Source organism: Paraburkholderia sp. SIMBA_053 (genome assembly GCF_046534895.1).
In the GTDB taxonomy this organism is placed as follows: Bacteria; Pseudomonadota; Gammaproteobacteria; order Burkholderiales; family Burkholderiaceae; genus Paraburkholderia; species Paraburkholderia caledonica.
Genome location: NZ_JAWRXU010000016.1, coordinates 92,286 through 116,342, shown reverse-complemented (window position 1 = coordinate 116,342; position 24,057 = coordinate 92,286). Strand labels below are relative to the sequence as shown.

Genomic DNA, 24,057 nt, shown 5'->3' with positions numbered 1-24,057 from the left:
GACGGGCTTCGGCCCGTCTTTTTTTGTTTAGACTAACAGGGTAGCCCGGCCATCCGGTCGCGTCATGAGACCGCCGGCAACGGAGCCGCCATCGCCCGCATCGAGGAGACGTCATGCCCCACACTCACTACACCACTTTGATCTCTGCGACGAATCTCGCCGAACGACTCGCCGAGGCGCCGGGCAGCGTGTTCGTCATCGACTGCCGCTTTGACCTGGCCGACCCGGAAGCCGGTGAAAAAGCCTATCTCGCAGGGCATCTGCCCGGCGCGCATTATCTGCATCTGGACCGCGATCTGTCCGGGCCGAAGAACGGTACGAACGGGCGCCATCCGTTGCCCGATCGCGCGCGGCTCGTTGAAACGCTGGAATCGCGCGGGTTGAAGCAAGGCCAGCAAGTCGTCGCCTACGACGCGCAAGGCGGCATGTACGCCGCGCGCGCCTGGTGGCTGCTGCGCTGGCTCGGCCACGACGCGGTGGCGTTGCTCGACGGCGGCCTGCAAGCGTGGGAAGCCGCCGGTCAGCCGTTGACGCAGGACGTGCCGCCGCAAAACACCGGCGACTTTAAAGCCGGCGCCCCGCTTTCCGTCACCGTCGACGCAAACATGGTCGAGCGCAATCTCGGTTCTAAAGAGCGCGTGGTGGTCGACGCGCGCTCGGCCGATCGCTATCGCGGCGAGAACGAGACGCTGGATGCGGTGGGCGGGCACATTCCGGGCGCGCTCAATCGCTTCTTTAAGGACAACCTGACCGCTGACGGCCGCTTCAAGCCGGCTCATACCCTGCGCGACGAGTTCACCGCACTACTCGGCGATACGCCGCCGGAACATGTCGTTCTGCAATGCGGCTCGGGCGTGACGGCGTGCGTCAATGCGCTGGCGATGGAAGTCGCCGGTCTGCACGGTGCAGCGCTCTACGCGGGCTCCTGGAGCGAATGGAGTTCTGATCCGAAGCGGCCCGTCGCAACCGGCCCGAATCCCTAAGCGAAGCAAAGCGCCGCGAGGAAAGCCGAAGGCCGTTGCCGCTCACGAGCGGCAACGGCCTTTTTATGTGTATGCGGCGGGGACCGGGCGGCCCGAACGGGTCAAAGCGGCAAGCTCACGCGCGGAGCAGAAGCAGAAGCCGCACTGTCGAAGCTCAAAGCTCGAAGCCCGAAGCTCAAACCACTCCGTGCTGCTTGAACCAGGCCAGCGTCCGACGCCAGCCGTCTTCCGCGTCGGCCTTCTTGTAGCTCGGCCGGTAGTCCGCGAAAAACGCGTGGCCCGCATCATCGTACACAACGAATTGCGAACCGCGCGCTACCTGCGGCCCTTGCGCAATCGCCTGCTTCATCTGCTCGAGCGAGTCCTGCGGAATGCTTTGGTCCTGCAACCCGTAGAGACCGAGCACCGGCGCATGCAGATCCGCCACGCGGTCGAGCGGGTTCGTGGGTGTAGTCGCCGTGCGATCGCCGGTAACACGTCCATACCACGCAACCGCTGCCTTGAGCCGCGGATTGTGCTCTGCGTACAGCCACGCGATGCGCCCGCCCCAACAGAAGCCCGTCACGCCCAGCCGGTTCAGATCGCCGCCGTGCTCGCCGGCCCAGGCGACTGTCACGTCGAGATCGGCCATCGCCTGTTCGTCCGGCACCTTGCTCAAGATCTGCTGACTGATTTGCTGGATGGTCGGAAGCGCCATCGGATCGCCTTCGCGGACAAACAGATCCGGCGCGATCGCCAGATAGCCGAGCTTGGCGAAACGCCGGCACACGTCTGCGATATGCTCGTGCACGCCGAACGCCTCATGAATGACGATGATCACCGGCAGATGCGTCTTGCCCTTCGGCTGCGCGCGATAGGCCGGCACGAGCGTGCCGCCTGAACGCACGGCGATCTCGCCGGCTTCGAGACCTTCGCTGTCGGTATGGATGGTTTGCGCCGACACGGGCAACACGGCGGCAGCAAATCCAGTGCCGATCGCGGCCTTGATGAAAGTGCGCCGGTTGAAGGGAACGTGCGGGACCAGGCTGTCGACATCGGGATTCAGCATGCGGGCGCTCCTCGTTGAACGGTGGAGGCAACAGGATACGCCTCACGCGCGTCCTGTTGCAGATGCAACCTCTTCGCGAGGCGCGCCTTCAGTGCAGCTTGACGCGCGGTAAGGTGGTGCGCCGCAGCCAGTGTGCAAAGGTGTCGAGCACCATTCGGGCGTAGCCGTGTAGCGCGGCAATATGCAGCCGGTACAGCGACATGTACATGAAACGCGCGAACAGTCCTTCGATCAGCATATTGCCGCCGATCACGCCGCCCATCAGATTGCCGACCGCGCTGAAGTGTCCAAGCGACACGAGCGAGCCGAAGTCGCGATACGTGAATTCCGGCAGCGGCCTGTTTTCAAGCCGCGCCGCGAGCGCTTTCAGAAGAAAACTGGCCTGCTGATGCGCGGCTTGCGCGCGAGGCGGCACATTCTTTTCGTTACCGGGCCAAGGGCAGGCAGCGCAATCGCCAAGCGCGAAGACGTTGTCGTCGATCTCGGTTTGCAGCGTGCGGCGCACGTTGAGCTGACCGAGGCGGTTGACCGGCAAGCCGTCGAGCTGGCTCAGAATAGCGGGTGCCTTGATACCTGCCGCCCACACCGTCAGATCGGCACGCACGGTTTTTCCGCTCGCGGTGCGGATGATGCCGGGCGCGACCTCGGCCACGGTCTCGCTCGTCATGAGCTTTACGCCGAGCTTGGTGAGCAGCTCGGCGGTGGCCGTCGACACACGTTCCTGCAGAGCCGGCAAAATGCGCGGCCCTGCCTCGATCAACACAATGCCCACGTCGTGCCGAGGATCGAGCTTGTGCAAACCATACGCGGACAACACCTGGGCCGTGTTGCGCAATTCCGCGGAGAGTTCGACGCCCGTCGCGCCGCCGCCGACAATCGCCACCTGAATGCGCGGCTCGGACGAAGGCGACGTGCCCAGTCCGGATTCGACCGGCTCGTGCGCCTGATGCTCGGCCCGCATGCAAGCCGCGATAAGGCGCTTGCGAAAGCGCTCGGCCTGGCTCACGGTGTCGAGTGCCAGAGAGAACTCGGGCGCGCCTTTCACGCCGAAGAATGCCGTCGTGCTGCCGATCGCGATGATCAGCGTGTCGTAGTCGAGCTGGCGTTCGGGAAGGAGTTCGGCGCCGTCGTCGTCAAGCACTGTACCAAGGGTAAGACGCCGGTTCGCGCGGTCGAGGCCCGTCAGTTCGCCCTGCTGGAACTCGAAGCCATGCCAGCGCGCTTGCGCGGCATATTCGAGTTCCTGCGTGAACGGGTCCATACTGCCGGCCGCCACTTCGTGCAGCAGCGGCTTCCAGATGTGCGTCGGATTGCGGTCGACGAGCGTGACCTGCGCCCGCGTACCGGCTTTGTTCTTGTGACCATAGCGATCGCCTAAGCGAGTTGCCAGCTCCAGTCCTCCTGCGCCTCCGCCAACGACGATAAACCGATGCATTGAACTCTCCGTATTTGCCAATGGGTTGTGCGTCGTGATCGCGCGCGAGAGGCACGCGTCTTTACCGATTGTCCGCGAGCAGCATGGTTTGTCACAAGCCGCCAATACGCATATGTGACATGCACACGACGATATCGCGCGCCGTCACATAGGCGTCAATGCGCTTCCTCCCAGTTGAGGCCCGCGCCTACTTCGGCGACCAGCGGGACTTTCAGCGCGGCGACACCGCACATCAACTCGGGCAGACGCTGGCGCACTTCGGACAGTTCCGCGTCCGGCACTTCGAGAATGAGTTCGTCGTGCACCTGCATGATCATGCGGGTGCCGATCCTGGATTGTTCGATCCACTTCTGCACCGCGATCATCGACAACTTGATCAGATCGGCAGCCGTACCTTGCATTGGCGCGTTAATGGCCGCGCGCTCCGCGGCCTGGCGGCGCGGACCATTGCCGCCGTTGATTTCCGGCAGCCACAGCCGGCGGCCGAACACCGTTTCGACATAACCCTTCGCCTTCGCGCTCAGACGCGTTTCGTCCATGTAGCGAGCGACGCCCGGATAGCGTGCGAAATAGCGGTCGATATAGAGCTTCGCGGCGTCGCGCGTAATGCCGAGGTTCGACGCGAGGCCGAACGAACTCATGCCATAGATCAGACCGAAGTTGATGACCTTCGCCACGCGCCGCTGATCGTTCGACACTTCGAGCGGCGTCACGCTGAAAATCTCGGCGGCAGTCGCGCGGTGAATGTCTTCCCCTTGGGAGAACGCGCGCAGCAACGATTCGTCGCCGGAAATGTGCGCCATGATGCGCAGTTCGATTTGCGAGTAATCTGCCGAGACGAGCTTGTGCCCCGGCGGCGCAATGAAGGCCTCGCGAATACGGCGGCCTTCGCCTGTGCGCACCGGAATGTTTTGCAGGTTCGGATCGTTCGACGCAAGGCGCCCCGTAACCGCAACGGCCTGCGCGTAATTCGTGTGCACGCGACCGGTTGTTGCGTTGACCATGCGCGGCAGCTTGTCGGTGTAGGTCGACTTAAGCTTCGACAAGCCGCGATGTTCCAGCAGGATTTTCGGCAGCGGATAATCTTCCGCGAGCTTCTGAAGTACTTCTTCGTCGGTGGACGGCGCGCCGCTCGGCGTCTTCTTCACGACTGGCAATTCGAGTCTCTCGAAGAAGATCTGACCGATCTGCTTGGGCGAGCCGAGATTGAATTCGCCGCCGGCGAGCACATACGCTTCGCTCTCCAGCTGAATCAGACGCGCGGCGATTTCGCTGCTTTGCTGACGCAGTTTTTCCGCGTCGATCAGAACGCCGGTACGCTCCATCTTGCGCAGCACGCGCGACGTGGGCACTTCGATGTCGCGATAGACATGCTCGAGCGCCTCTTCCGCAGCAAGCTGCGGATACAGTGCCTGATGCAAACGCAATGTCACGTCGGCGTCTTCTGCGGCATATTCGGCGGCTTTGTCCAGCGCGACTTCGTCGAAACCGATTTGCTGGGCACCCTTGCCCGCGACGTCTTCGTACTTGATCGTTTTGATGCCGAGATGGCGCAACGCCAGGTTGTCCATGTCATGCGGACGATGCGACTCCAGCACGTACGATTGCAACAGCGTGTCGTGTTCGACGCCGCGCATCTCGATACCGTAATTGGCCAGCACCTGCTCGTCGTACTTCAGATGCTGACCGACCTTCTTGTGCTCCGCGCTTTCGAGCCACGGCTTGAGCCTCGCAAGCACTTCGTCGCGCGGCAGTTGCACGGGCGCGTCGGGGCCGCGATGCGCGAGCGGCACATAAGCGGCATGACCCGCTTCTACCGACAGTGACAGACCCACGATTTGCGCGGTCATCGGATCGAGCGACGTGGTTTCGGTATCGAACGAAGTCAGTTCAGCTGCGTTGATTTTTTGCAGCCACGCGTCGAACTGTTCCCACGTTTGCACGGTTTCGTAGTGGCGCTCGTGATCCACGCTGAGCGCAGGCGGCACGTCGGTTTCCGGCCCTTCGACCGCATCGGCAATTTCGACCTCGCGCAGCCATGTCTTGAACCCGTGACGCGTGAAGACATCGCGCAATTCTTCGCGCGATTCGGGCCGGCTCTGCAAATTCTCCTCGATCGACGTGAGATGCCCGGTCAGATCGCAATGACGCTCCACGGTGACGAGCTTGCGCGCCATCGGCAGAAAATCCAGAGCTCGTCGCAGATTGTCTCCTACCGCACCTTTGATTTCGTCTGCATGTGCGACGATGCCATCTAGCGACTCGAATTGCGACAGCCATTTGAGCGCGGTTTTCGGCCCGCATTTCTCGACGCCGGGCACGTTGTCGACGGTATCGCCGATCAACGACAGGTAGTCGACAATGCGCTCCGGGGGGACGCCGAACTTCGCAAGAACGCCGGCGCGGTCGAGTTTTTCGTTGGTCATCGTATTGATGAGGGTGACATGATCCGACACGAGCTGCGCCAGATCCTTGTCCCCGGTCGACACGATCACGTTCATGCCGCGCTTTTCCGCCTCGGTGGAAAGCGTGCCGATCACGTCGTCGGCTTCCACGCCGTCGATCATCAGAAGCGGCCAGCCGAGTGCACGCACGGCCACATGAATTGGCTCGATCTGCCGCGAGAGATCGTCCGGCATCGATGGCCGATTCGCCTTATAGTCGGGATACCAGTCGTCGCGAAACGTTTTGCCCTTGGCGTCGAACACGCACGCGCTATACTCTGCTGTGACTTCCTTGCGCATGCGCCGCAGCATGTTGATCATCCCGTAGAGCGCACCTGTGGGACCACCATCGGGCCCGCGCAGATCAGGCATCGCATGGTAGGCCCGGTACAGATAACTCGAACCGTCGACCAATAGCAGGGTCTTACCTTCAAGGCTTCGTTCTTCAGGCATTATGACTAAGAGAAAAGTGATTCCGAGTCTGCGATCACTCGCAGATCAAGAGCGCGCAACGGCAAAAAAGGCCCGCGCATCGTGGCAGATGTTCACGATTATGGCAGAGTTTATCGAGGCGACCGAGTACCTCTCGGAGATCCGCCCCGCTGTCAGCATCTACGGTTCAGCGCGCCTGAAACCCAGCTCGCCGTACTACAAACTCGCCACGCAAATTGCCCGCAAGCTCTCCGATGCAGGCTTCGCCGTAATCTCCGGAGGCGGCCCAGGCATCATGGAAGCCGCAAATAAAGGCGCTCATGCAGGCAAGGCGCCTTCGGTCGGGTTGAATATCGAGTTGCCGCACGAGCAGTCCGGTAACCAGTGGCAAGACATCTCGCTGCGCTTCCGTCATTTCTTCACGCGCAAGGTTACGTTCGTGAAGAATTCAGATGCCGTGATCGTGATGCCCGGTGGCTTCGGCACGCTCGACGAACTCGCGGAAGTACTCACGCTCATTCAAACCAAGAAGTCGCGTCACGTGCCGATCATTCTGGTGGGCGCAGAGTTCTGGGAAGGTCTGCTTGCGTGGTTCAAGAACTCGCTCACGCCTATGGGCCTGATCAATCCGACGGACATCGACCTGATGCAGGTGATCGACGACCCGGACCAGGTGCTCGAAGCGGTGCTCAAGTTCTACGAAGATCGCGAAGGCGCTGAGCCGCAACCCACCAAGTCTGAAGAAGACCGCATGTTCTATCTGTAACGTGCGAGTGCAGCGCTCGCGCGCTGCATTACTGCTGGATCAATCATTCAAGCGGGCGGCCTCGGGGCTGCCCGTTTGCGTTTGCGCCTGATCGGTCTGATCGCCTTGCGCCTGCAACCATTCGCAGAATTGCGCGACGAGCGGCGCGTGGGCGACTTCTCTTCTTGCCACCCACCAATAGCCGCGCGCGTCGATGCGCGGCGCCGCCAGCGGCATCACGAGCCGCCCGGATGCGAGTTCGTCGGCAAGTAGCGGCAAGGGGCCGAGCGCCACGCCGAGTCCATCTACTGCGGCCTGCAGGGCCAGATAGAAGTGATCGAACGATTGCTTCTTCCGGCATTTCGCCGTCACGCCCGCGGCCGACAACCAGTTGCCCCAGGCATCGGGCCGCGTGTCGGAATGCAGGAGAACGTGTCGCGCGAGGTCGTCGGCCGTGTTGATCGGCGAGCGCTGCAGTAGCGCGGGACTGCACACCGGAAGCTCGCTCTCGCCAAGAAAGTGGCCGCTCACACAGTTTGGCCAGTGAGCGGGGCCTCGCCTCACCGCAACGTCGAAGCTATCCAATGTTTCGACCGGCGCGTTCGACGTCGCCAATCGCAATTCGACGTTCGGCACCTTGCGCTGGAATTGATGCAGGCGCGGCAGCAGCCATTTCATCGCGAACGTGGGCAGCGCATTCACCCGCAGCACGTGAACCACGCCGGTGTCGCGTAATTGATCGGTGGCGTGCGCGATGCTGTCGAACGCGGCCTGCACGGTGGACAGATAGCGGCGGCCAGCCGTCGTCAGGCGCACGCGCTTGCCGTGACGCTGGAACACCTGCACGCCGAGCCACGACTCGAACGCCGCGACTTGCCGGCTGATTGCACCGTGCGTCACATGCAGTTCGTTCGCCGCAGCGGTGAAGCTTTCGTGCCGCGCCGCGGCTTCAAAGGCGCGCAGCGCGGGAAAAGGAGGGAGGTTACGAGCCATGCTTGTGATTGTAGATCACAAAGACACGCGCAAAAATCGTTTTGCCGCATGGCGTTTCGGCGCTAACCTCTTGAGCTTGAACGGAAAGCGAAGCGCCATGGACCACAATCTCACCTCACTCGACTCCGCCGCAGCGCCGAGGCCCACTTTGCGGGAAATTTTCGGCGGTTTTCTGGGCTTGGGACTCGTCTCATTTGGCGGAGCACTGCCGCTCGCGCGCCGCGCGCTTGTCGAGCAACGCCGCTGGTTGAACGCGGAAGACTTCACCGATCTGCTGGGGCTTTGCCAGTTTCTGCCGGGCGGCAATGTGATCAATCTCTCAGTAGCCGTCGGCATGCGCTTTCGCGGAATCCCGGGCGCGCTCGCTGGATTGCTCGGCTTGATCGCCGGGCCGTCGCTGGTGGTGATCGGTCTTGGCGTGTTGTACGAGCGCACGCAGGACGACCCGCATGTGCGTCATCTATTTGCGGGACTCGCGGCGGCCGCAGCGGGGCTTCTGATTTCGATGGCCGTAAAAATCGTGCTGCCGCTGCGCAATAAACCGATGGCCGCGCTCATCGCCGCCCTCGGCTTCGTTGCTATCGCGATCATGCGGCTACCGCTGTTGCCCACCATGCTTGTGCTGACGCCGCTCAGCATCTACGTTGCATCGAGGAGCGCACAATGAACGACACGCTCGTTTCTCTCGCCATCATTTTCAGTCAGCTTTCGCTGCTCGCATTCGGCGGCGGCAACACCATTCTTCCGGAGATGCAGCGTCAGGTGGTCGAGGTGCATCACTGGATGCCGGCCAGCGAATTCAGTGCGCTATTCGCGCTTGCCCAAGCCGCGCCGGGGCCCAACCTGATGATCGTGACACTGATTGGATGGCACGTGGCCGGCTGGCCCGGCATGCTGGTGACGTCGATCGCGAAGTTCGGGCCGTCGTCGATCGTGACCATACTCGCGCTCCACGCGTGGGACCGCTTCAAGGACCGGCCGTGGCGGCGTTATGCGCAGTTGGGGCTGGTGCCGGTTACGGCAGGCATCGTCGCAGCGAGCGCGGCGCTGATCGCGGAAGCGTCGGATTCGACGGCGATTGCGTGGGCAGTCACAGCGGCCACCGCCGCAATCGCATTGAAAACACGCATTCATCCGCTATGGCTGCTGGCCGCCGGAAGCTTGATCGGGCTGACCGGCTTTGGGCAGTAGACGCATCGGTTGATGTCCTTGCTCTTCCGCCGATCGCAGCCGCCGGCGGAAGAACCGACCGCCCCAACACTCCGTTTACTGAAACGCCACCTCTGCAAAGCTGCGCAGCTTGCGGCTATGCAAACGATGCAGCCCGTTCTCGCGCAAAAGCTCCATGGCTTTCACGCCGATCTGCAGATGCTGGTCGACTTGCGCGCGATAGAACTGATCGGCCATGCCCGGCAACTTCAGCTCGCCGTGCAGCGGCTTGTCCGACACACATAACAAGGTGCCGTAAGGCACGCGGAAGCGGAATCCGTTTGCTGCAATGGTCGCGCTTTCCATGTCGAGCGCGATCGCGCGGCTTTGCGACAGCCGCTGAACCGGCTCACGATGATCGCGCAACTCCCAGTTGCGGTTGTCCACACTCGCGACAGTGCCCGTGCGCATGACCCGTTTGAGTTCCACGCCGTCGAGCCGCGTGACTTGCGCGACCGCGCGCTCCAGCGCCACCTGCACTTCGGCGAGCGCCGGAATCGGGACCCACAGCGGCAGATCGGCGTCGAGTACGTGATCTTCTCGCACGTAGCCGTGCGCGAGCACATAGTCGCCGAGGCGCTGCGTGTTGCGCAGGCCCGCACAGTGGCCCAGCATGATCCACGCATGCGGACGCAGCACGGCGATGTGATCGGTGATGGTCTTCGCGTTCGACGGCCCGACGCCGATGTTGATCATCGTGATGCCGCTGCCGTCCGCGCGCTTCAGGTGATACGCGGGCATCTGCGGCAGACGCGGCGGCGCCGTGCCTTCCTGCGCCTGCTCGCCGAGATTCTCGTTGTAGATGACCACGTCGCCCGGTTCCACAAACGACGTGTATTCGCTGCGATAGGCGCGCAATTCCTCGTCGTCTGTATGGGCCATCATGGTGCGGCCAAGTTTGACGAATTCGTCGATATAAAACTGGTAGTTCGTGTACAGCACGTAGTTCTGGCAATGCGTGGGCGAAGTCGCCGTGTAATGCTTCAGCCGATGCAGCGAGAAATCCACGCGCGCCGCCGTGAACAGCGCGAGCGGATGCGGCTCGCCCGCCAGCGGCTCATAGGTGCCGTTGACGATACGGTCGTCGAGCAGCGCCAGGTCGGGCGTGTCGAACACGTCGCGCATCAGGAAGAGGCGCTCGCGATCCAGATCGCCTTCGAGGTGAATGCCCTCGGCAAACGCAAAATGAATGGGGATCGGCTGATTCGACACGCCAACTTCGATCTTCACATGATGGTTTTTAGCCAGCAGACGCAACTGCTCACGATAGTAGTTGCCGAACAGATCGGGGCGCGTAACGGTCGTCTCGAACACGCCGGGGCCCGCGACAAAACCGTACGAGCGGCGCGAGTCGATATGCGTGTTGACTTCGGTACAGACGCGCACGAACGGGTAGCACGCACGTACCCGGCGTTCGAACAGTTCGTTGCGGCGATAGCGCGCGAAGGCGTCGCGCAGAAATGACGTGTTGGCTTCGTAAATGGCCGACAGGCGTGTGACGGCCTCGGCAGCGTCGTCGAAGGATTCGGTCGGGAAGCTGTTGGCGGGAGTTTGCACCGCGCGTTGATTGGTATCGTTGTTCATCTTCATTCGCCTCTATTGATGAGACGACATTACCACGGAACCCATGATCGCCAAATGACGTCGAGGCGAGCGCGGCACGCGCCGCCGGGAGCCCAGCGAGATTGCGGGCGCGCTGCGCGAAAGCGGCGCAAAATAAGGCGATTGCGCCCGTGGCAGAAGCTGGATTTGCTAGAATCGGGGCACCATTCCGGAGAATCACCATGAAGCCGCTCCTTCCCGTCGCCGTTGCACTGGCCCTTGCCTTTGGCAACGCCGCGATGGCTGCCCAGCCTGTCGACGACACTCCGCCCCCGGGCGCGCCGCAGTCCGCCAACGAACGCGCCGGCCTGCCCGACCTGGAGAAGATCAACCGGCCGGCAGCCGAGGTCAGCTCGAAGGTGGAAATCAACGTCCCGCGCACGCCGAGCTTCCACGAGCGCAGCGGGAACGGCACGGAAATCACTGAATACCGCGACAAAGGCAAGCCCGTCGAAATCAACGTCCGCTCGAACCTTGGCACGCGCTACCAGATGAGCGCGCCGCTCGATACGTCGCCCACCGTGCGCGACAACGGACGCGCGAGCACGCGTCTGCCTTCGGTGAACCTGAGGTACTGATGCCTGGCGGGGCGCCGGCGCCGCTCCTGATCAATGCCCTGCGCCGGCGCGCGTCGCCGGTGCTGTGAGCTTGAATTTCGCATCGCGCGGCGGTGCGCCGAGCTTCGCAACCGTTCCACCGACCTGCCTGAACGCGCGCTCCACACTGCTTTCACCACCGCACGTAGCCCGCTGGCCGCATCGCGCCAGCCCGACCAACCTGACCTGACGTTTCCCGCATGGCTGTCTTCACCGCTGTCACCGAATCCCAACTAGCAGACTGGATGCGCCATTACGATCTCGGCGAAGTCGTCGAATTTCGCGGCATTACATCCGGCATCGAAAACAGCAACTTTTTCCTCACGACCACCCGCGGCGAATACGTCCTCACCATTTTTGAAAAGCTCACGGCCGGGCAGTTGCCGTTCTATCTGAACCTGATGCGCCATCTTGCGGAGCACCGCGTGCCTGTGCCGGACCCCATGCCGCGCGAGGACGGGTCGCTGTTCGGCATCCTGCACGGCAAGCCCACCGCTATCGTGACGAAGCTCGAAGGCGCGCCGGAACTGGCGCCGGGCGTCGAACATTGCATCGAAGTCGGACAGATGCTTGCGCGCATGCATCTCGCCGGGCGCGATTACACCGGCTATCAGCCGAACCTGCGTAGCCTGCCGTGGTGGAAGGAAACGGTGCCGACCATCCTGCCGTTTCTCGAAGGCGAGCAGCGTGACTTGTTGTCGTCCGAGCTCGCGTATCAAGAGGCGTTCTTTGCGTCGGCAGATTACGCGGCGCTGCCTGAGGGACCTTGTCACGCCGACCTGTTCCGCGACAACGCCATGTTCGCGCATGCCGCGCCGGAAACCGGTCACGAGGTTCGTCTCGGCGGCTTCTTCGATTTTTACTTCGCCGGCTGCGACAAGTGGCTGTTCGACGTCGCGGTCACCGTCAACGACTGGTGCGTCGACCTCGCCACGGGCAAGCTCGACGAGGCGCGCACCGAAGCCATGCTGCGCGCGTATCAAACGGTGCGTCCTTTTACCGTCGAAGAAAACCGTCATTGGGGCGACATGCTGCGGGCGGGCGCGTACCGTTTCTGGGTCTCGCGCCTGTATGATTTTCATTTGCCGCGCGCGGCCGAACTGCTTAAACCGCACGATCCCGGCCATTTCGAACGCATTCTGCGCGAGCGCCTGTCCGGCGTCGCACTTCCAGGCATTCACACCTCATGCAACTGATCGAAGTTCCCGCGAAAACCGGCTATGTATGGTTCCGGCAAGGTATCTGGCTGTTCCGCAAGAATCCGCTCGCGTTTCTCACGCTGTTTTTCACCTATTTGCTGGTGATGACGCTGGTTGCGCAAATCCCGCTGATCGGTAGCGTGTTGCCGCTCGCGTTCATTCCGGGCGTCGCCGTCGGCTTCATGGCCGCATGCCGCAATACGATCGCGGGCAAGCCCGTTTTTCCAACAATCCTCGTGGATGGCTTCCGTTCGTACGGACCAGTGGTCGCCCGGCGGCTGATCGTGCTCGGCGTGTTCTACGTAATCGCAATGGCGGTGGTGCTCGCGGGTTCGGCACTCGCCGACGGCGGCATGTTGCTGAAGGTGATGCTTGGCGCGGGCGCAGCAATGGACCCTCAGGCAGTCGCCAACAGCAATATGCCGCTCGCCGTGGTTACGGCCTTTGCGTTCTACATTCCGGTGGCCATGCTGTTCTGGTTCTCGCCCATTCTCGCGGCATGGCACGATGTACCGCCCGTCAAGGCGATGTTCTTCAGCCTCGTCAGTTGCTGGCGAAATCGCGGCGCATTCATCGTGTTCGGCGCGCTGTGGTTTGGCGTGGCAATGATAGTGTCGCTCGGCTTGTCGGCATTGATGCAGGCGCTCGGCGCGGGTGACTTCGCGTTCGCCGTGCTGATGCCCGCCACGATGATCGTCACGACCATGCTGTATTGCTCGTTCTACGCGACATATCGCGGCTGCTACGGCGTGCAGACTCCGCAAACGCCTGATCTGCCGACTACACCGGCAGCCTGAGGCCTGAGGCCTGAGGCCCTACGCCGGGCGCCCATTGCCGCTCGCAACACGGCCGCTCTGTTGCTTGTCTCGCGGCGCTGCGTCTACCGCGGCGCCCGCTTCTCGTAGTCCGCCTTTACATCTCATAGTCGTCAATGTGCGCCGATTTGCGGCACAATGGTTTGCACTCAATCTATTTGCGTGCACTCCTTTGACACGAGATGCATCATGACCCAGCGCCCCGCTTTGCCCTTCACGCTCGACGAGCAACTGTGCTTCGCCCTCTACTCCACGTCGCTGGCGATGACCAAGGCCTACAAGCCGCTTCTCGACAAGCTCGGTCTCACGTATCCGCAATATCTGGCGATGCTGGTGCTATGGGAAAGCGACGACGTCACGGTCAAGGGCATGGCCGCGCGCCTGAACCTCGATTCGGCAACTGTCACGCCCCTGCTCAAGCGCCTCGAGACGCAAGGTCTGGTGGAACGGGTGCGGGGAGTGGAAGACGAACGTCTCGTCTACGTTCGACTCACCAAGGCCGGCGCAGCGCTCAAGCGTCAGGCCCGCGAGGTGCCCGCCGAAATCTTTTGCGCCACGCAACAGACCCCCGAATTCCTGCTCCGATTGCGCGACGACCTGACTCGCCTGCGCACCACGCTTAACGACTACACGGATAACTAGACGCGCCGGTGCAAACGCTGGCTATCGACATCATGTGAAATTTCATTTGTACACAAATGATTTGTGTACTATATTTATCACATGCCGCTTCACTGGCACCGCGCCACAACGGCAGGTAGCGCGAAGCGGCAACATGCAGATCTTCCCAAACCCAGATCAAGGAGCAGCGCGATGAACATCCTCTACAAAGCAAGTGCAACGAGCACCGGTGGCCGCGACGGCCGTGCAGTATCGTCGGACAATGCGTTGGACGTGAAGCTCGCTGCGCCGCGCGAATTGGGCGGCAATGGTGCAGCCGGCACGAACCCTGAACAGTTGTTCGCCGCTGGCTATTCGGCATGTTTTCTCAGCGCAATGAAGTTTGTCGCGGGTCAGCACAAGCAGACGCTGCCTGCCGATACTCAGGTCACCGCAGAAGTCGGCATCGGTCCGAACGACAAGGGCGGCTTCGCACTGGACATCGATCTTCGCATCTCGCTGCCGGGTCTGGATGCAGATGCAGCTAAAGAACTGGTCGACGCCGCTCACCAGGTTTGCCCGTACTCGAACGCTACGCGCAACAACGTCGCAGTTCGTCTGCAAGTCGCGTAAGCTGCCAGGTCGGCGGGTCGCTCACGGCTCGCCGGGAAACGCAGCACTTTAACTGCCGGCCTCATCCGCGCCCGCCCTCGACGCCGAGGGCGGGCGCGTAGCCATTTACATCTCAACTTGCCGATGACACGCGTCCGACGACTGAACGACACCTTCGACACCGGCCTGGTCTGGTTTCGCCGTGACCTGCGCAGCACCGATAACGCCGCGCTGTACTATGCGCTCAAGCATTGCGAGCGCGTGTGGTGCGTGTTCGTGTTCGATACGACGATCCTGCAACCGATCGTTGATAAGTGGGTGACGCGTCATCCGGGCACGCAGGCGCAAGATCGCCGTGTCGAGTTCATTCTTGCGTCGCTGGGCGAACTTGACGACGCGCTGCGCGCTCAGGGTGGCGGGCTCGTCGTGCTGAGCGGCGATCCGGCCGATCTCGTGCCGAAGCTCGCCAACGAGTTGCAGGTCGATGCGGTATTTGCGAACCACGACTACGAACCCGCCGCGATCGAGCGGGACGAGAACGTGCGCGAGCGTGTCGCCGAGGCAGGACGCCAATGGCTGACTTTCAAGGATCAGGTGATTTTCGAGCGCGCCGAACTGTTGACTGGCCAGAACAAGCCATTCACGGTATTCACGCCGTACAAGAACGCGTGGCTCAAGCAACTGACAAGCTTCGATCTGAAGCCTTATCCGGTCGAAACCTACGCAGGCCACCTAGCCAAGCTGCCGGCAAAACTAGACCGGCATCTACCGACGCTCGATCAACTGGGCTTCGCGCCCAGCAATCTCGGAGATCTCGAGTTGCCCACCGGCATGAGCGGCGCCCGGTTGCTGCTCGACGACTTTCTCACGCGTATCGACAGCTACGCAGAACGGCGAGATTTTCCGGCGGCCAAGGGTCCCAGCTATTTGTCCGTGCACCTGCGCTTTGGCACCGTGTCGATTCGCACGCTCGCGCGGCTCGCTCATGAGATGTCTCTGCAACCGGACGGCCAAGGCTCGGCCACGTGGCTCTCGGAACTGATCTGGCGGGATTTCTACTTCATGATCCTGTCGCATCAGCCGAAGCTGGCTAGCGGCGCGTCGTTCAAGGAAGAGTACGACCGTCTGCGTTGGGAGCAGGGCCCGGAAGCGGATGAAGCGTTCGCCGCATGGTGCGAAGGCCGCACCGGCTATCCGCTGATCGACGCGGCCATGTTGCAGCTGAACAGCACCGGCTACATGCATAACCGCCTGCGCATGGTGACCGCGAGTTTTCTGGTGAAAGACCTAGGCGTGGACTGGCGGCTCGGGGAGCGCTATTTCGCCGATCAACTGAACGATTTCGACTTCGCGGCGAATAACGGCGGCTGGCAATGGGCGGCTTCCACAGGATGCGACGCGCAGCCCTATTTCCGGATCTTCAACCCAGTCACGCAATCGGAGAAATTCGATGCCGACGGCCGGTTCATGAAACGCTATTTGCCGCAGTTGGGGAAACTGCCGGCCAAATGGATCCACGCGCCGTGGCTGGCGGGCGCGGAACGGCTCGCACAATACGACGTTGTGTTAGGCAAGGATTACCCGGAGCCGATTGTCGACCACGCGCAGGCGAGAGCCCGGACGCTGGCTCGATTCGGGAAGTGAGCACACGCTCACCGCGTCTAGTGACGCAGCTGGAAAGCGGGTTTTTGTAGCAGCGCTACTGGCTTAGAGCCGACGCTCAGCCCTGCGCCAGCACCGGCGTCATTTGCTACCGCCGATGCTTTAATTACAGCGCAGCTTAGTGCTGGCTCATCCACGACGGCTGACGAAAGTTCGCGTCGCGATCCAGCTTGCGCATGCGGAACTCGAGGTCGTACAGGTCGGTCGCTTCGGCCAGGAACGCATCAGCGCGTTCTTTTGCGAGTTGTTCGGGCGACTTGGTCAGAAAGAGGAACAAGCGGGTAAGCAGGTACATGATGAGAACCTCGGCAATGAGTGTAGGCATTAACGCCTAGGGGATAACCCGTATTATAGGGAAAACCCTAGGATTACGCCAACATTCATTTTCGGCTGTTGCTCAAAAGTCACCGTGCGTACGCAGAGGCGTCGGCCGAAGTGCTCTCGGCGACGCCCGCGCTCACCCGCCGCTGGTGCTTGAAGAACTCCCACACCATGGCGCTGGCGTCCGGGCCCTTCGCGGAATGGAACGGCACAGAATCGTCTCCGCCGCTCCAGGCATGTGCCACGCCTTGCACGTGACACAGGCGAACGACGCGCCGGCCGCTACGGAAATAGTCGCGTAGCGTCATGCCGCCCTTGCGCTCTTCGCGCATTTCGCCGGATTTGCGCGCGCCTTTGGGATCGATCATCCGATTCAGACGCAAAAATTGCGTCGCAAGCTGGTCGGCGTTGACCGGCGCAACCACATGATCGGCGTCGCCGTGAATGATGAGCGCCGGCATGCCCGGATAATGCGCAACGTCCGCGACCTCGTCGACGAGTTCAGCAGGATCGCGCCGCGCGCCGCGCCGCATCACGTCCATCGCCGTAATGCCGGAGCGGGCTTCGCCAAACGCCGGGCCAGAGTGCAGCGCGACCGCCGCAAAGCGGTCCGGAAAACGCAGCGCCAGCAGCGCCGCAAGCCCCGCCCCCGCAGAAATTCCAGCCACATAAACGCGCTCGCTGTCGAAACCATGCTGGGCGACCAGCGCATCGACGAGCGACACCACCGCCCGCGCCTCGGCACCACCGGCGCTTTCGCCGGCGTCGTACCAGTGCCAGCAGCGGTGCGAATGCGCATGCTTCGACTGTTCCGGATAAACGACAGCAAAGCCGTAGCGGTCCGCCAGCACGTTCATCCGCGTACCTTGCGCGAATTCGTCGATGGATTGCGTGCAGCCGTGCAACATCACAAGCAGCGGCATGGCTTCGAGAGCGTGGCCCGACGGAACGTAGAGGCCGTATTGAAGATGATTGACCAGCCGGCCGGGCGCCGCAGGCGCCGAATGGAACGAACGCGTCCACGATCCGCTCGCCCAGGCGGCCGCCCGTGGGCGCACCCGCGATTCGCGTGCGGCCGCGTGCGGCGCTTCGCGTTTGACGGGCGAACGCAGTGCGGCAGACTTCAGAGGGCGAACCTTCGTCGACGGCTTGCTGGATGCCGCGCGGGCCGGGCGCTTAGTGGCGCGCTTGGCGGTCGTGTGGGCGTGCTCGGTCTGAATAGCGAGCAGGCGCTTGAGGCCGCGGAGCCAGATTTTTGATAAACTTTTTGCCATCGGCGCTGAACCTCGCAAAAAGGGCAGGATTGACGAACGCACATGCGTTTCTTGTGCAATGCACAATAACATCAATCCTCAGGCGATGCAGAAGCCGCCAGGCGAGTCCGCCGGCACCGCTCGCCGCACCAAACCTTGTCCCCGACCGCCATTAAAGGCTGCTGGCGCCTGTTAGCCGCCTAACATCCCCAAGCAAAAAGCTTGTCTGCGCGCCGCGAGCCTTCGGCAGGCGCCGTCTATACTAGGCGCTTACCCCAACGCGTCGGCGCTTTGCCTCGCTCGCGCGTTAGAGAGATATCAATGATTCTATGCGGCTCTGACCGCCTTTTCTCGATGCCCGACCTGCCAGCCCAACTGTGGTACTCGATCACCAGCCTCGGCGGCGCCGGCATGACGCTGCCGCTAGCGTTCGCCATCGCGCTGTGGCTCGGGGTCGGCTACACGTGGCGCATGGCGGCCGGCTGGCTGTTGCTGCTCGGTGCGGCAATCGGCGTCGTGACGGTGACGAAGCTGGCGTTCCTCGGCTGGGGCGTAGGGGTGCGCGAGTTCGATTTCACGGGCGTCAGTGGCCACGCCATGCTCTCGACGGCCGTCTATCCCGTCGCCCTGTTCCTGATGCTTTTCCGCACGCGGCCGCCCGTCCGCGTGCTGGGCGTTGTACTCGGGCTGGCTGCCGGAATGGCGGTTGGGCTGTCGCGCGTCGTGCTGAGCGCGCACTCGCCTTCGGAAGCAATCACTGGGTGCCTCGTCGGCGCGCTAGCCGCGCTTTTGTTCGTGCGGACGGCCTGGAACGCCGTTCCCGAGCGCCTTTCCGTGCTCCCAGTCGCGGTCAGCCTGATGGCGCTTGCCGTGCTGATGCACGGCGTTCACGTGCCGACTCAGCGCTGGGTGACGCACATCGCGCTGAAAGTCTCCGGCCACGACCGGCCGTTCATCCGCGCAAAGTGGAAGGCCGTGCGCGATGTCCGGCCGGCCGCCGCGCCACTCTCGCAGACGCGAAACAGCCTCGCGCCGCCGCGCTCTCTGAACGCCTAAGCCGTTTTCTGGCTCGCCATCCGCCTTCTTCGCGCGGCGGCATGCTCGTCGCGCCAGCGCTATAACCTCGTCTATATTACGATACGGGTTTCCAATCATGGTCCGGCGCGCGCCGGACTTCCACACGTTCATGACACTGTCCCGCCGCCTGCTGAAACAAGCGCTGCTGATGACCAGCGCGGTTTCTATTGTCTTTAGCGTCAACGCCCGCGCCGATGAACTGGTGGTCTCCGCCGCCGCGAGCCTGACCAATGCGTTCACCGCGGTGAGCGAAGCCTTCGAAAAGCAGCACGCCGGCACCAAGGTTCTGCTGAATTTCGGCGCGTCCGACGTACTGATGCAGCAAATCGCCAAAGGCGCGCCCGCCGACGTTTTTGCGTCAGCCGACCAGAAGGCCATGGACAAGGCCGCGGCGGAGAAAGTCATCGTGCCGGCCACGCGCAAGGACTTCGCTGCCAATTCGCTCGTCCTGATCGTCCCGGCGGACAGCCGTTTTGCGCCGTCCAGTCTCAACGAATTGACGTCGTCGAATGTGAAACGGATTGCGTATGGCGATCCGGCCTCCGTGCCGCTTGGCCGATACACGCAAGGGGCGTTGCAAGCCGCCGGCATGTGGGATGCCGTGAGCGCCAAGGCCGTGCTGGCGGCGAACGTGCGTCAAAGCCTCGACTATGTGTCGCGTGGTGAAGTGGACGCCGGTTTCGTGTTCGGCACCGACGCCGCCATCGTCCCCGGCAAGGTGAAGGTCGCGCTGACGGTGCCGACGCAAACCCAGATCACCTACCCGATCGCGCAAGTGGAGGGCAGCCGTCATGCAGCGGACGCGCAGGCCTTCGTGAGCTTCGTTTTGTCGCCGGCCGGCCAGGCGGTGTTGGCGAAGTACGGTTTCAAACCGGCCCACTAACGTCCGGATCGCTCCACTTCCATCAACGTCGACAACGGACCGCAGACGATCATGCAACAAGCCTGGATTCCGCTGATGCTGTCACTCAAGGTGGCAGGCTGGGCGACCGCGCTGAATCTGGTGTTCGGTGTTGCCGCCGGTTTCGGCCTGTCGCGCTGGCGCTCGGGAGCGCGCGACGTCGTCGATTCGTTGCTGACGCTGCCGCTCGTCATGCCGCCCACGGTGCTCGGTTACTACCTGCTCGTCCTGCTCGGGCGACGCGGTGTGATCGGCGCCTGGCTCGACCGCTTCGACATTCAGCTGGTGTTCACCTGGCAAGGCGCGGTGATCGCGTCGACGGTGGTGGCGTTCCCGCTCGTGCTGAAATCGGCGCGCGCCGCCTTTGAAGCCGTCGATCCCCAACTCGAACGCGCCGCGCGCACGCTCGGCGTCAGCGAAACGGCGGTTTTCTTTCGCGTGAGCCTGCCGCTTGCCGCGCGCGGAATTCTCGCCGGCGGGCTGCTCGCCTTCGCGCGGGCGCTCGGTGAATTTGGTGCGACGCTGATGATCGCGGGCAATCTGCCGGGCCGCACGCAGACGCTTTCGGTCGCGGTCTACTCAGCTGTGCAAGCGGGCGACGACGCCACGGCGAACTTCCTCGTGATCGTGACCTCGGTGACGTGCGTCGTGATCCTGCTGCTCGCCGGCCGCCTCGTGCCGCAGCGCACGCTTCTGGTTTCCCGCTGATATGCCGCTCGAAGTCGACATCCACAAGACATTCGTAAGCGCCGAACGCCGCTTCGCGCTCGACGTCGCTTTCACTGCGACCACGCAGCGCGTGGTGCTGTTCGGCCCGTCCGGCGCGGGCAAGAGCCTGACGCTGCAGGCAATCGCCGGTCTGTTGCGTCCCGACGAAGGCAAGATCACGCTGCACGGCAACGCGCTGTTCGACAGCAAGCTCAATGTCGATCTGAAGCCGCAGGCGCGCAAGGTCGCGTACCTTTTCCAGGACTACGCGCTGTTTCCGCATCTGAACGTGCGTCAAAACATCGGTTTCGGCTTGCAGCGCGGCTGGTTCAATCCGCGCGCGCGCAGCAGTCATGCACAGATCGATTACTGGCTCGACGCGCTGGAGTTACGCGGTGTCGCCGGCAACTATCCAGCGCAACTTTCGGGCGGACAGAAACAGCGCGTCGCGCTTGCGCGTGCGCTCGTCGCGCAACCTCAACTGCTGTTGCTGGACGAGCCGTTTTCGGCGTTGGACAGCACGCTGCGTCAGCGCATGCGGCTTGAGTTGTCCGACTTGCAAACCCGGCTTGATATTCCGATGGTGCTTATTACGCACGATCCCGACGACGTAGCCGCCTTCGGGGATCAGGTCGTGCAGATCAGCGACGGCCAAGTTCGCGAAAGCCAGGCATTCAGCGGCTACGCCCGCAGCGAAATCTGACCGGCGGGCGCCCTTGCCCTCTCTCTCGCACGAACGCTCAGTCTTTCACGCCGAGTATCACGCTGGACGCCATGAATGCCGCGACGGCGCTCGCGCCTTGTGCGAGACCGAGTGATTCGGCGCTCTCGTTCGTGACCACGGCGGTGATGATCGCGCCGCCTTCGAGCATGAGCGACACCTCGGCACTGACCGCGCCCCGCTTCACGCTTTGCACGATGCCGCGCAGCTGGTTGCGCGCAGAAAGCTTTACCGGCGCGCTGTTTTCCCGTTCGACTAGCAACACGACCCACGACGCCTTGATCAACGCGAACGCCGCCGAGCCGACTGCAAGGCCGAGCGATTCAGTGCTTTCGTGTGTGAGGACGGCGACGATCGTGTGCCCGCCGGGAAGCGTCAGCGAGACTTCGTCGTTGATCGTGCCGCGCGCGATATGCGCCACGGTGCCGTACAGCTGATTGCGTGCGCTCGTTTTTACACCGATGCGGCCGATCAGATCCCAGTCGGGCGCGAAACCTTCGATTGCGGCGCCCGCACGCTCGAGAAAGCGCCGATGTTCGCGCTCGACCGCGCGGAATGTTTCGATGAGCTTGAGTGCGCGCGGCGTCAGCGTGGTGCCGCCGCCACCCTTGCCGCCAGTCAGACGCACGACGAGCGGCTCGCCGGCGAGGTTGTTCATTGCATCGACGGCGTCCCACGCGCCCTTGTAGCTCATGCCGACGGCCTTCGCCGCGCTGGTGATGGAGCCGGTTTCGCCGATCGCCGCGAGAAGCGCGATTCGCGACGCGCCGCCGAGCGTATTGGCGCCCGCCTGGAACCAGACCGAACCGCCGACTTCCAGCGGTTCGTGAGACGGATCGTTGAGCTCGGGTGCCATGGCGAGGAGCGGTCAGTGAATGATCGGGAACAGCAGATCATTATAGCGACCGGTGCTGCGCCCCTCGGAGGCTGAAGGCTACGCTAGCCAGGCAAGCCGAAAGGCAACACTGCCGCGCCGCCCGGACCGCACCGGTTGAAGCGAGCGCCGCCGCTCAAAGCGCGTATTGAGCGATCCCGTTGCCGAACGACCAGTTCTCCTTCAGGACTTCGACGAGGTTGATCAGCACATCCTCTCGCCTCAGCCCGGGCGACTCGTGCAACTCATCGACCATGCGCTTGTAAAGCGCCTTCTTCTGCTCCAGCGTGCGCGTGTTGTTCAGCGTTATCTGAATCATCACGAGATCGTCGGTTCGCTGCACATTCAGGTACTGGTTGTCGTACACGAAGTTGTCCGCTTCGTGCTCCGTGATCAACATGAAGATGTCGTCTTTCGGCACGTTGAATGTGGCAACGAGCGCCCGCTGGGTGCTGTCCGCAATTGCCTTCCGATATTCGGCGGGCTTGCCGGCGCGCAAAGCGATTCGGGTAATCGGCATGACTGACTCCTCAAATGTGTGAATACGTGCACACAGCTTAGGCCGGCCGGTTCATAATGAACAGATATTGCTGGCTATTTCATCTATATTCATTCGAAATGAAAGTCCTCGATCTGGATGCCGTCCGTGCGTTCGTACTTGTCGCCGATCTGTGCAGCTTCACGCGCGCCGCCGCTGCGCTCGACACGACGCAATCCGCGGTCAGCCTCAAGCTCAAGCGCCTTGAAGTACATCTGGGCAAGCAGTTGCTGGAGCGCACGCCCCGCGTGGTGCGTCTTTCCGTCGACGGCAAAGCGTTTCTCAGCGCTGCCCGCGATCTGTTGACCGCGCATGAACGGGCGCTGGGGTCGCTGTCAGTGGACCGTCGGCGGCTCTCGCTCGGCCTGAGCGAACACGTTGCGGGGCCCGACCTGCCGCAACTGCTGGCGCGACTGAACGCGCACGACCCAGGGCTCGTGGTCGAACTGCACCTGGGTACGTCCGCTGCGTTGCTCGCCCATTTCGACGAACGCCGTCTCGATGCGGCGATCATCCGATATGGCGCGGACGAACCGCCGCGCGACGACGCTCAGGTGTTGTTCAGCGAGCCGCTCGAATGGCTGGCAACGCCGGCATGGCTGCCGCGAATGGGCGAACCATTGGCGCTCGCGCTGTTGAGCCCGCCGTGCAACGTGCGCGATGTCGCGCTGCGTACGCTGACGGAGGCGTCGGTGGCGTGGCAGGAGGTCTTCGTCGGTGGCGGCGTCGCGGCTGTCGGCGCGGCGGTGGCTGCGGGACTCGCGGTGTCGCCACTTGCGCGCAGAGTCGCGCCGCGCGGTTTGATCGATGTCGGCGGGCGGCTTGGGCTGCCGCGACTGCCGGAGTCTCGCGTGACGCTGCACTCCCGCGTGCGGGACGAGCGTTCAAAGGAAACGCTGCGGCTCGTGACGAACGGGCTGGCGAGCGGGTGAGCTGGCTGGAAGGACGCGTTTTGGGTGCGTTGGCGATTAGCGGTTGGCCGACTCAGTGCAAGATCGGCGGAAGTGAGCCGCTGCGGGCTGTTGCCGGGTCCGCGGTTGCTGCCGTCTGATTAGCGCTGGTATTAGGCGAGGGCGCGGAGGCATGAGGCGCGATCGTCGCCGATGTTTTCGCCGCACTTCGCTTGCTCCCGTTGTCGCTCATCGCGCCGTCCCCGGCGGCGTGACTTTGGGTCGTAGCGGCGTGCGTTGCCTTCGACTGAGCGGGTTGCGTCTGTGCCACTTGGGCGCGGCCCCTCGTCCCTGAGGCGGCGACCGCTACCTTCTGCTTCGACTTACCTTGCGCCGTGT

The 24,057-nt window shown here is 62.8% G+C and carries 24 protein-coding genes; 15 read left to right on the top strand and 9 right to left on the bottom strand.

Annotation, left to right across the window (positions count from 1 at the left end):
- Positions 1-113: 113 nt before the first annotated feature.
- Positions 114-983: a sulfurtransferase gene (locus SB753_RS30445; protein ID WP_020071005.1), complete on the top strand. Its 870-nt coding sequence runs from the start codon at positions 114-116 to the stop codon at positions 981-983.
- Between the two features lie 175 nt (positions 984-1,158).
- On the opposite strand, the gene SB753_RS30440 is transcribed toward SB753_RS30445, so the two are convergent.
- The 3 genes from SB753_RS30440 to polA all read right to left on the bottom strand — a co-directional run bounded on the left by SB753_RS30440 (position 1,159) and on the right by polA (position 6,363).
- Positions 1,159-2,031 (bottom strand): dienelactone hydrolase family protein, encoded by an 873-nt coding sequence (locus SB753_RS30440; protein ID WP_131319559.1) that lies wholly within the window; start codon positions 2,029-2,031, stop codon positions 1,159-1,161.
- An 88-nt stretch (positions 2,032-2,119) separates the two neighbouring features.
- Positions 2,120-3,466 carry an NAD(P)/FAD-dependent oxidoreductase gene (locus SB753_RS30435; RefSeq protein WP_410803566.1) on the bottom strand — a complete coding sequence of 449 codons (1,347 nt, stop codon included), beginning with the start codon at positions 3,464-3,466 and terminating at the stop codon, positions 2,120-2,122.
- Positions 3,467-3,621: 155 nt separating this feature from the next.
- Positions 3,622-6,363, bottom strand: coding sequence for a DNA polymerase I (polA, locus tag SB753_RS30430; RefSeq protein WP_204523791.1), 2,742 nt, complete (start codon positions 6,361-6,363; stop codon positions 3,622-3,624).
- Between the two features lies 1 nt (position 6,364).
- On the opposite strand from polA, the gene SB753_RS30425 reads away from it, so the two are divergent.
- The gene (locus tag SB753_RS30425) at positions 6,365-7,108 is read left to right on the top strand and encodes a TIGR00730 family Rossman fold protein (protein ID WP_020071009.1); all 744 of its coding nucleotides are present in this window, start codon (positions 6,365-6,367) and stop codon (positions 7,106-7,108) included.
- Between the two features lie 39 nt (positions 7,109-7,147).
- Here SB753_RS30425 and SB753_RS30420 read toward each other — a convergent pair whose 3' ends face one another.
- Positions 7,148-8,080 (bottom strand): transcriptional regulator GcvA, encoded by a 933-nt coding sequence (locus SB753_RS30420; RefSeq protein WP_204523790.1) that lies wholly within the window; start codon positions 8,078-8,080, stop codon positions 7,148-7,150.
- Positions 8,081-8,177: 97 nt separating this feature from the next.
- On the opposite strand from SB753_RS30420, the gene SB753_RS30415 reads away from it, so the two are divergent.
- Together SB753_RS30415 and SB753_RS30410 are read left to right on the top strand one after the other, a co-directional pair.
- A complete protein-coding gene (locus tag SB753_RS30415) occupies positions 8,178-8,747 on the top strand; it encodes a chromate transporter (protein ID WP_410803563.1) in 570 nt (189 codons plus the stop codon).
- Positions 8,744-9,271: a chromate transporter gene (locus tag SB753_RS30410; RefSeq protein WP_020071012.1), complete on the top strand. Its 528-nt coding sequence runs from the start codon at positions 8,744-8,746 to the stop codon at positions 9,269-9,271. Before SB753_RS30415 ends, SB753_RS30410 begins: the two co-directional genes overlap by 4 nt.
- Before the next feature lie 75 nt (positions 9,272-9,346).
- Here SB753_RS30410 and SB753_RS30405 read toward each other — a convergent pair whose 3' ends face one another.
- A complete protein-coding gene (locus SB753_RS30405; protein WP_088176594.1) occupies positions 9,347-10,873 on the bottom strand; it encodes an AMP nucleosidase in 1,527 nt (508 codons plus the stop codon).
- Between the two features lie 200 nt (positions 10,874-11,073).
- On the opposite strand from SB753_RS30405, the gene SB753_RS30400 reads away from it, so the two are divergent.
- The 6 genes from SB753_RS30400 to SB753_RS30375 all read left to right on the top strand — a co-directional run bounded on the left by SB753_RS30400 (position 11,074) and on the right by SB753_RS30375 (position 16,357).
- Positions 11,074-11,469 (top strand): hypothetical protein, encoded by a 396-nt coding sequence (locus SB753_RS30400; RefSeq protein ID WP_020071014.1) that lies wholly within the window; start codon positions 11,074-11,076, stop codon positions 11,467-11,469.
- A gap of 218 nt (positions 11,470-11,687) precedes the next feature.
- Positions 11,688-12,683, top strand: coding sequence for a homoserine kinase (locus tag SB753_RS30395; protein WP_410803560.1), 996 nt, complete (start codon positions 11,688-11,690; stop codon positions 12,681-12,683).
- The gene (locus SB753_RS30390; protein WP_410803558.1) at positions 12,674-13,483 is read left to right on the top strand and encodes a BPSS1780 family membrane protein; all 810 of its coding nucleotides are present in this window, start codon (positions 12,674-12,676) and stop codon (positions 13,481-13,483) included. Before SB753_RS30395 ends, SB753_RS30390 begins: the two co-directional genes overlap by 10 nt.
- A 207-nt stretch (positions 13,484-13,690) precedes the next feature.
- Positions 13,691-14,143 carry a MarR family winged helix-turn-helix transcriptional regulator gene (locus SB753_RS30385; protein ID WP_288829680.1) on the top strand — a complete coding sequence of 151 codons (453 nt, stop codon included), beginning with the start codon at positions 13,691-13,693 and terminating at the stop codon, positions 14,141-14,143.
- A 171-nt stretch (positions 14,144-14,314) separates the two neighbouring features.
- Positions 14,315-14,734 carry an organic hydroperoxide resistance protein gene (locus SB753_RS30380; protein ID WP_020071019.1) on the top strand — a complete coding sequence of 140 codons (420 nt, stop codon included), beginning with the start codon at positions 14,315-14,317 and terminating at the stop codon, positions 14,732-14,734.
- A gap of 123 nt (positions 14,735-14,857) precedes the next feature.
- Positions 14,858-16,357 (top strand): cryptochrome/photolyase family protein, encoded by a 1,500-nt coding sequence (locus SB753_RS30375; protein ID WP_410803556.1) that lies wholly within the window; start codon positions 14,858-14,860, stop codon positions 16,355-16,357.
- A 136-nt stretch (positions 16,358-16,493) separates the two neighbouring features.
- On the opposite strand, the gene SB753_RS30370 is transcribed toward SB753_RS30375, so the two are convergent.
- Both SB753_RS30370 and SB753_RS30365 read right to left on the bottom strand, forming a co-directional pair.
- Positions 16,494-16,670 carry a DUF3563 family protein gene (locus SB753_RS30370; protein WP_084530981.1) on the bottom strand — a complete coding sequence of 59 codons (177 nt, stop codon included), beginning with the start codon at positions 16,668-16,670 and terminating at the stop codon, positions 16,494-16,496.
- A gap of 109 nt (positions 16,671-16,779) precedes the next feature.
- Positions 16,780-17,970 (bottom strand): PHB depolymerase family esterase, encoded by a 1,191-nt coding sequence (locus tag SB753_RS30365; RefSeq protein WP_410803554.1) that lies wholly within the window; start codon positions 17,968-17,970, stop codon positions 16,780-16,782.
- A gap of 333 nt (positions 17,971-18,303) precedes the next feature.
- On the opposite strand from SB753_RS30365, the gene SB753_RS30360 reads away from it, so the two are divergent.
- The 4 genes from SB753_RS30360 (at position 18,304) to SB753_RS30345 (ending at position 21,338) form a co-directional block, all read left to right on the top strand.
- Positions 18,304-19,005 (top strand): phosphatase PAP2 family protein, encoded by a 702-nt coding sequence (locus SB753_RS30360; RefSeq protein ID WP_410803552.1) that lies wholly within the window; start codon positions 18,304-18,306, stop codon positions 19,003-19,005.
- 130 nt (positions 19,006-19,135) lie between these two features.
- Positions 19,136-19,909 carry a molybdate ABC transporter substrate-binding protein gene (gene modA / locus SB753_RS30355; RefSeq protein ID WP_410803550.1) on the top strand — a complete coding sequence of 258 codons (774 nt, stop codon included), beginning with the start codon at positions 19,136-19,138 and terminating at the stop codon, positions 19,907-19,909.
- Positions 19,910-19,960: 51 nt separating this feature from the next.
- Entirely contained in the window at positions 19,961-20,635 is a 675-nt protein-coding gene (gene modB / locus SB753_RS30350) for a molybdate ABC transporter permease subunit (protein WP_020071025.1), read from the top strand.
- 1 nt (position 20,636) lies between these two features.
- Positions 20,637-21,338 (top strand): sulfate/molybdate ABC transporter ATP-binding protein, encoded by a 702-nt coding sequence (locus tag SB753_RS30345; protein WP_410803547.1) that lies wholly within the window; start codon positions 20,637-20,639, stop codon positions 21,336-21,338.
- Positions 21,339-21,375: 37 nt separating this feature from the next.
- Here the strand turns inward: SB753_RS30345 and SB753_RS30340 are convergent, their stop codons facing one another.
- Together SB753_RS30340 and SB753_RS30335 are read right to left on the bottom strand one after the other, a co-directional pair.
- Positions 21,376-22,212 carry a TOBE domain-containing protein gene (locus SB753_RS30340; RefSeq protein ID WP_410803545.1) on the bottom strand — a complete coding sequence of 279 codons (837 nt, stop codon included), beginning with the start codon at positions 22,210-22,212 and terminating at the stop codon, positions 21,376-21,378.
- A 154-nt stretch (positions 22,213-22,366) separates the two neighbouring features.
- Positions 22,367-22,750 carry a tautomerase family protein gene (locus SB753_RS30335; protein ID WP_020071028.1) on the bottom strand — a complete coding sequence of 128 codons (384 nt, stop codon included), beginning with the start codon at positions 22,748-22,750 and terminating at the stop codon, positions 22,367-22,369.
- 98 nt (positions 22,751-22,848) lie between these two features.
- Between SB753_RS30335 and SB753_RS30330 the strand changes: the two genes are divergently transcribed.
- Positions 22,849-23,700, top strand: a complete 852-nt coding sequence (locus tag SB753_RS30330; protein WP_410803543.1) for a LysR family transcriptional regulator — start codon at positions 22,849-22,851, stop codon at positions 23,698-23,700.
- Positions 23,701-24,057: the final 357 nt, after the last annotated feature.

Coding starts and splice junctions, on each gene's coding strand:
- SB753_RS30445 (WP_020071005.1), top strand. CDS start 114: ATGCCCCACACTCACTACACCACTTTGATCTCTGCGACGAATCTCGCC.
- SB753_RS30440 (WP_131319559.1), bottom strand. CDS start 2,031: ATGCTGAATCCCGATGTCGACAGCCTGGTCCCGCACGTTCCCTTCAAC.
- SB753_RS30435 (WP_410803566.1), bottom strand. CDS start 3,466: ATGCATCGGTTTATCGTCGTTGGCGGAGGCGCAGGAGGACTGGAGCTG.
- polA (WP_204523791.1), bottom strand. CDS start 6,363: ATGCCTGAAGAACGAAGCCTTGAAGGTAAGACCCTGCTATTGGTCGAC.
- SB753_RS30425 (WP_020071009.1), top strand. CDS start 6,365: ATGACTAAGAGAAAAGTGATTCCGAGTCTGCGATCACTCGCAGATCAA.
- SB753_RS30420 (WP_204523790.1), bottom strand. CDS start 8,080: ATGGCTCGTAACCTCCCTCCTTTTCCCGCGCTGCGCGCCTTTGAAGCC.
- SB753_RS30415 (WP_410803563.1), top strand. CDS start 8,178: ATGGACCACAATCTCACCTCACTCGACTCCGCCGCAGCGCCGAGGCCC.
- SB753_RS30410 (WP_020071012.1), top strand. CDS start 8,744: ATGAACGACACGCTCGTTTCTCTCGCCATCATTTTCAGTCAGCTTTCG.
- SB753_RS30405 (WP_088176594.1), bottom strand. CDS start 10,873: ATGAACAACGATACCAATCAACGCGCGGTGCAAACTCCCGCCAACAGC.
- SB753_RS30400 (WP_020071014.1), top strand. CDS start 11,074: ATGAAGCCGCTCCTTCCCGTCGCCGTTGCACTGGCCCTTGCCTTTGGC.
- SB753_RS30395 (WP_410803560.1), top strand. CDS start 11,688: ATGGCTGTCTTCACCGCTGTCACCGAATCCCAACTAGCAGACTGGATG.
- SB753_RS30390 (WP_410803558.1), top strand. CDS start 12,674: ATGCAACTGATCGAAGTTCCCGCGAAAACCGGCTATGTATGGTTCCGG.
- SB753_RS30385 (WP_288829680.1), top strand. CDS start 13,691: ATGACCCAGCGCCCCGCTTTGCCCTTCACGCTCGACGAGCAACTGTGC.
- SB753_RS30380 (WP_020071019.1), top strand. CDS start 14,315: ATGAACATCCTCTACAAAGCAAGTGCAACGAGCACCGGTGGCCGCGAC.
- SB753_RS30375 (WP_410803556.1), top strand. CDS start 14,858: ATGACACGCGTCCGACGACTGAACGACACCTTCGACACCGGCCTGGTC.
- SB753_RS30370 (WP_084530981.1), bottom strand. CDS start 16,670: ATGTACCTGCTTACCCGCTTGTTCCTCTTTCTGACCAAGTCGCCCGAA.
- SB753_RS30365 (WP_410803554.1), bottom strand. CDS start 17,970: ATGGCAAAAAGTTTATCAAAAATCTGGCTCCGCGGCCTCAAGCGCCTG.
- SB753_RS30360 (WP_410803552.1), top strand. CDS start 18,304: ATGCCCGACCTGCCAGCCCAACTGTGGTACTCGATCACCAGCCTCGGC.
- modA (WP_410803550.1), top strand. CDS start 19,136: ATGACACTGTCCCGCCGCCTGCTGAAACAAGCGCTGCTGATGACCAGC.
- modB (WP_020071025.1), top strand. CDS start 19,961: ATGCAACAAGCCTGGATTCCGCTGATGCTGTCACTCAAGGTGGCAGGC.
- SB753_RS30345 (WP_410803547.1), top strand. CDS start 20,637: ATGCCGCTCGAAGTCGACATCCACAAGACATTCGTAAGCGCCGAACGC.
- SB753_RS30340 (WP_410803545.1), bottom strand. CDS start 22,212: ATGGCACCCGAGCTCAACGATCCGTCTCACGAACCGCTGGAAGTCGGC.
- SB753_RS30335 (WP_020071028.1), bottom strand. CDS start 22,750: ATGCCGATTACCCGAATCGCTTTGCGCGCCGGCAAGCCCGCCGAATAT.
- SB753_RS30330 (WP_410803543.1), top strand. CDS start 22,849: ATGAAAGTCCTCGATCTGGATGCCGTCCGTGCGTTCGTACTTGTCGCC.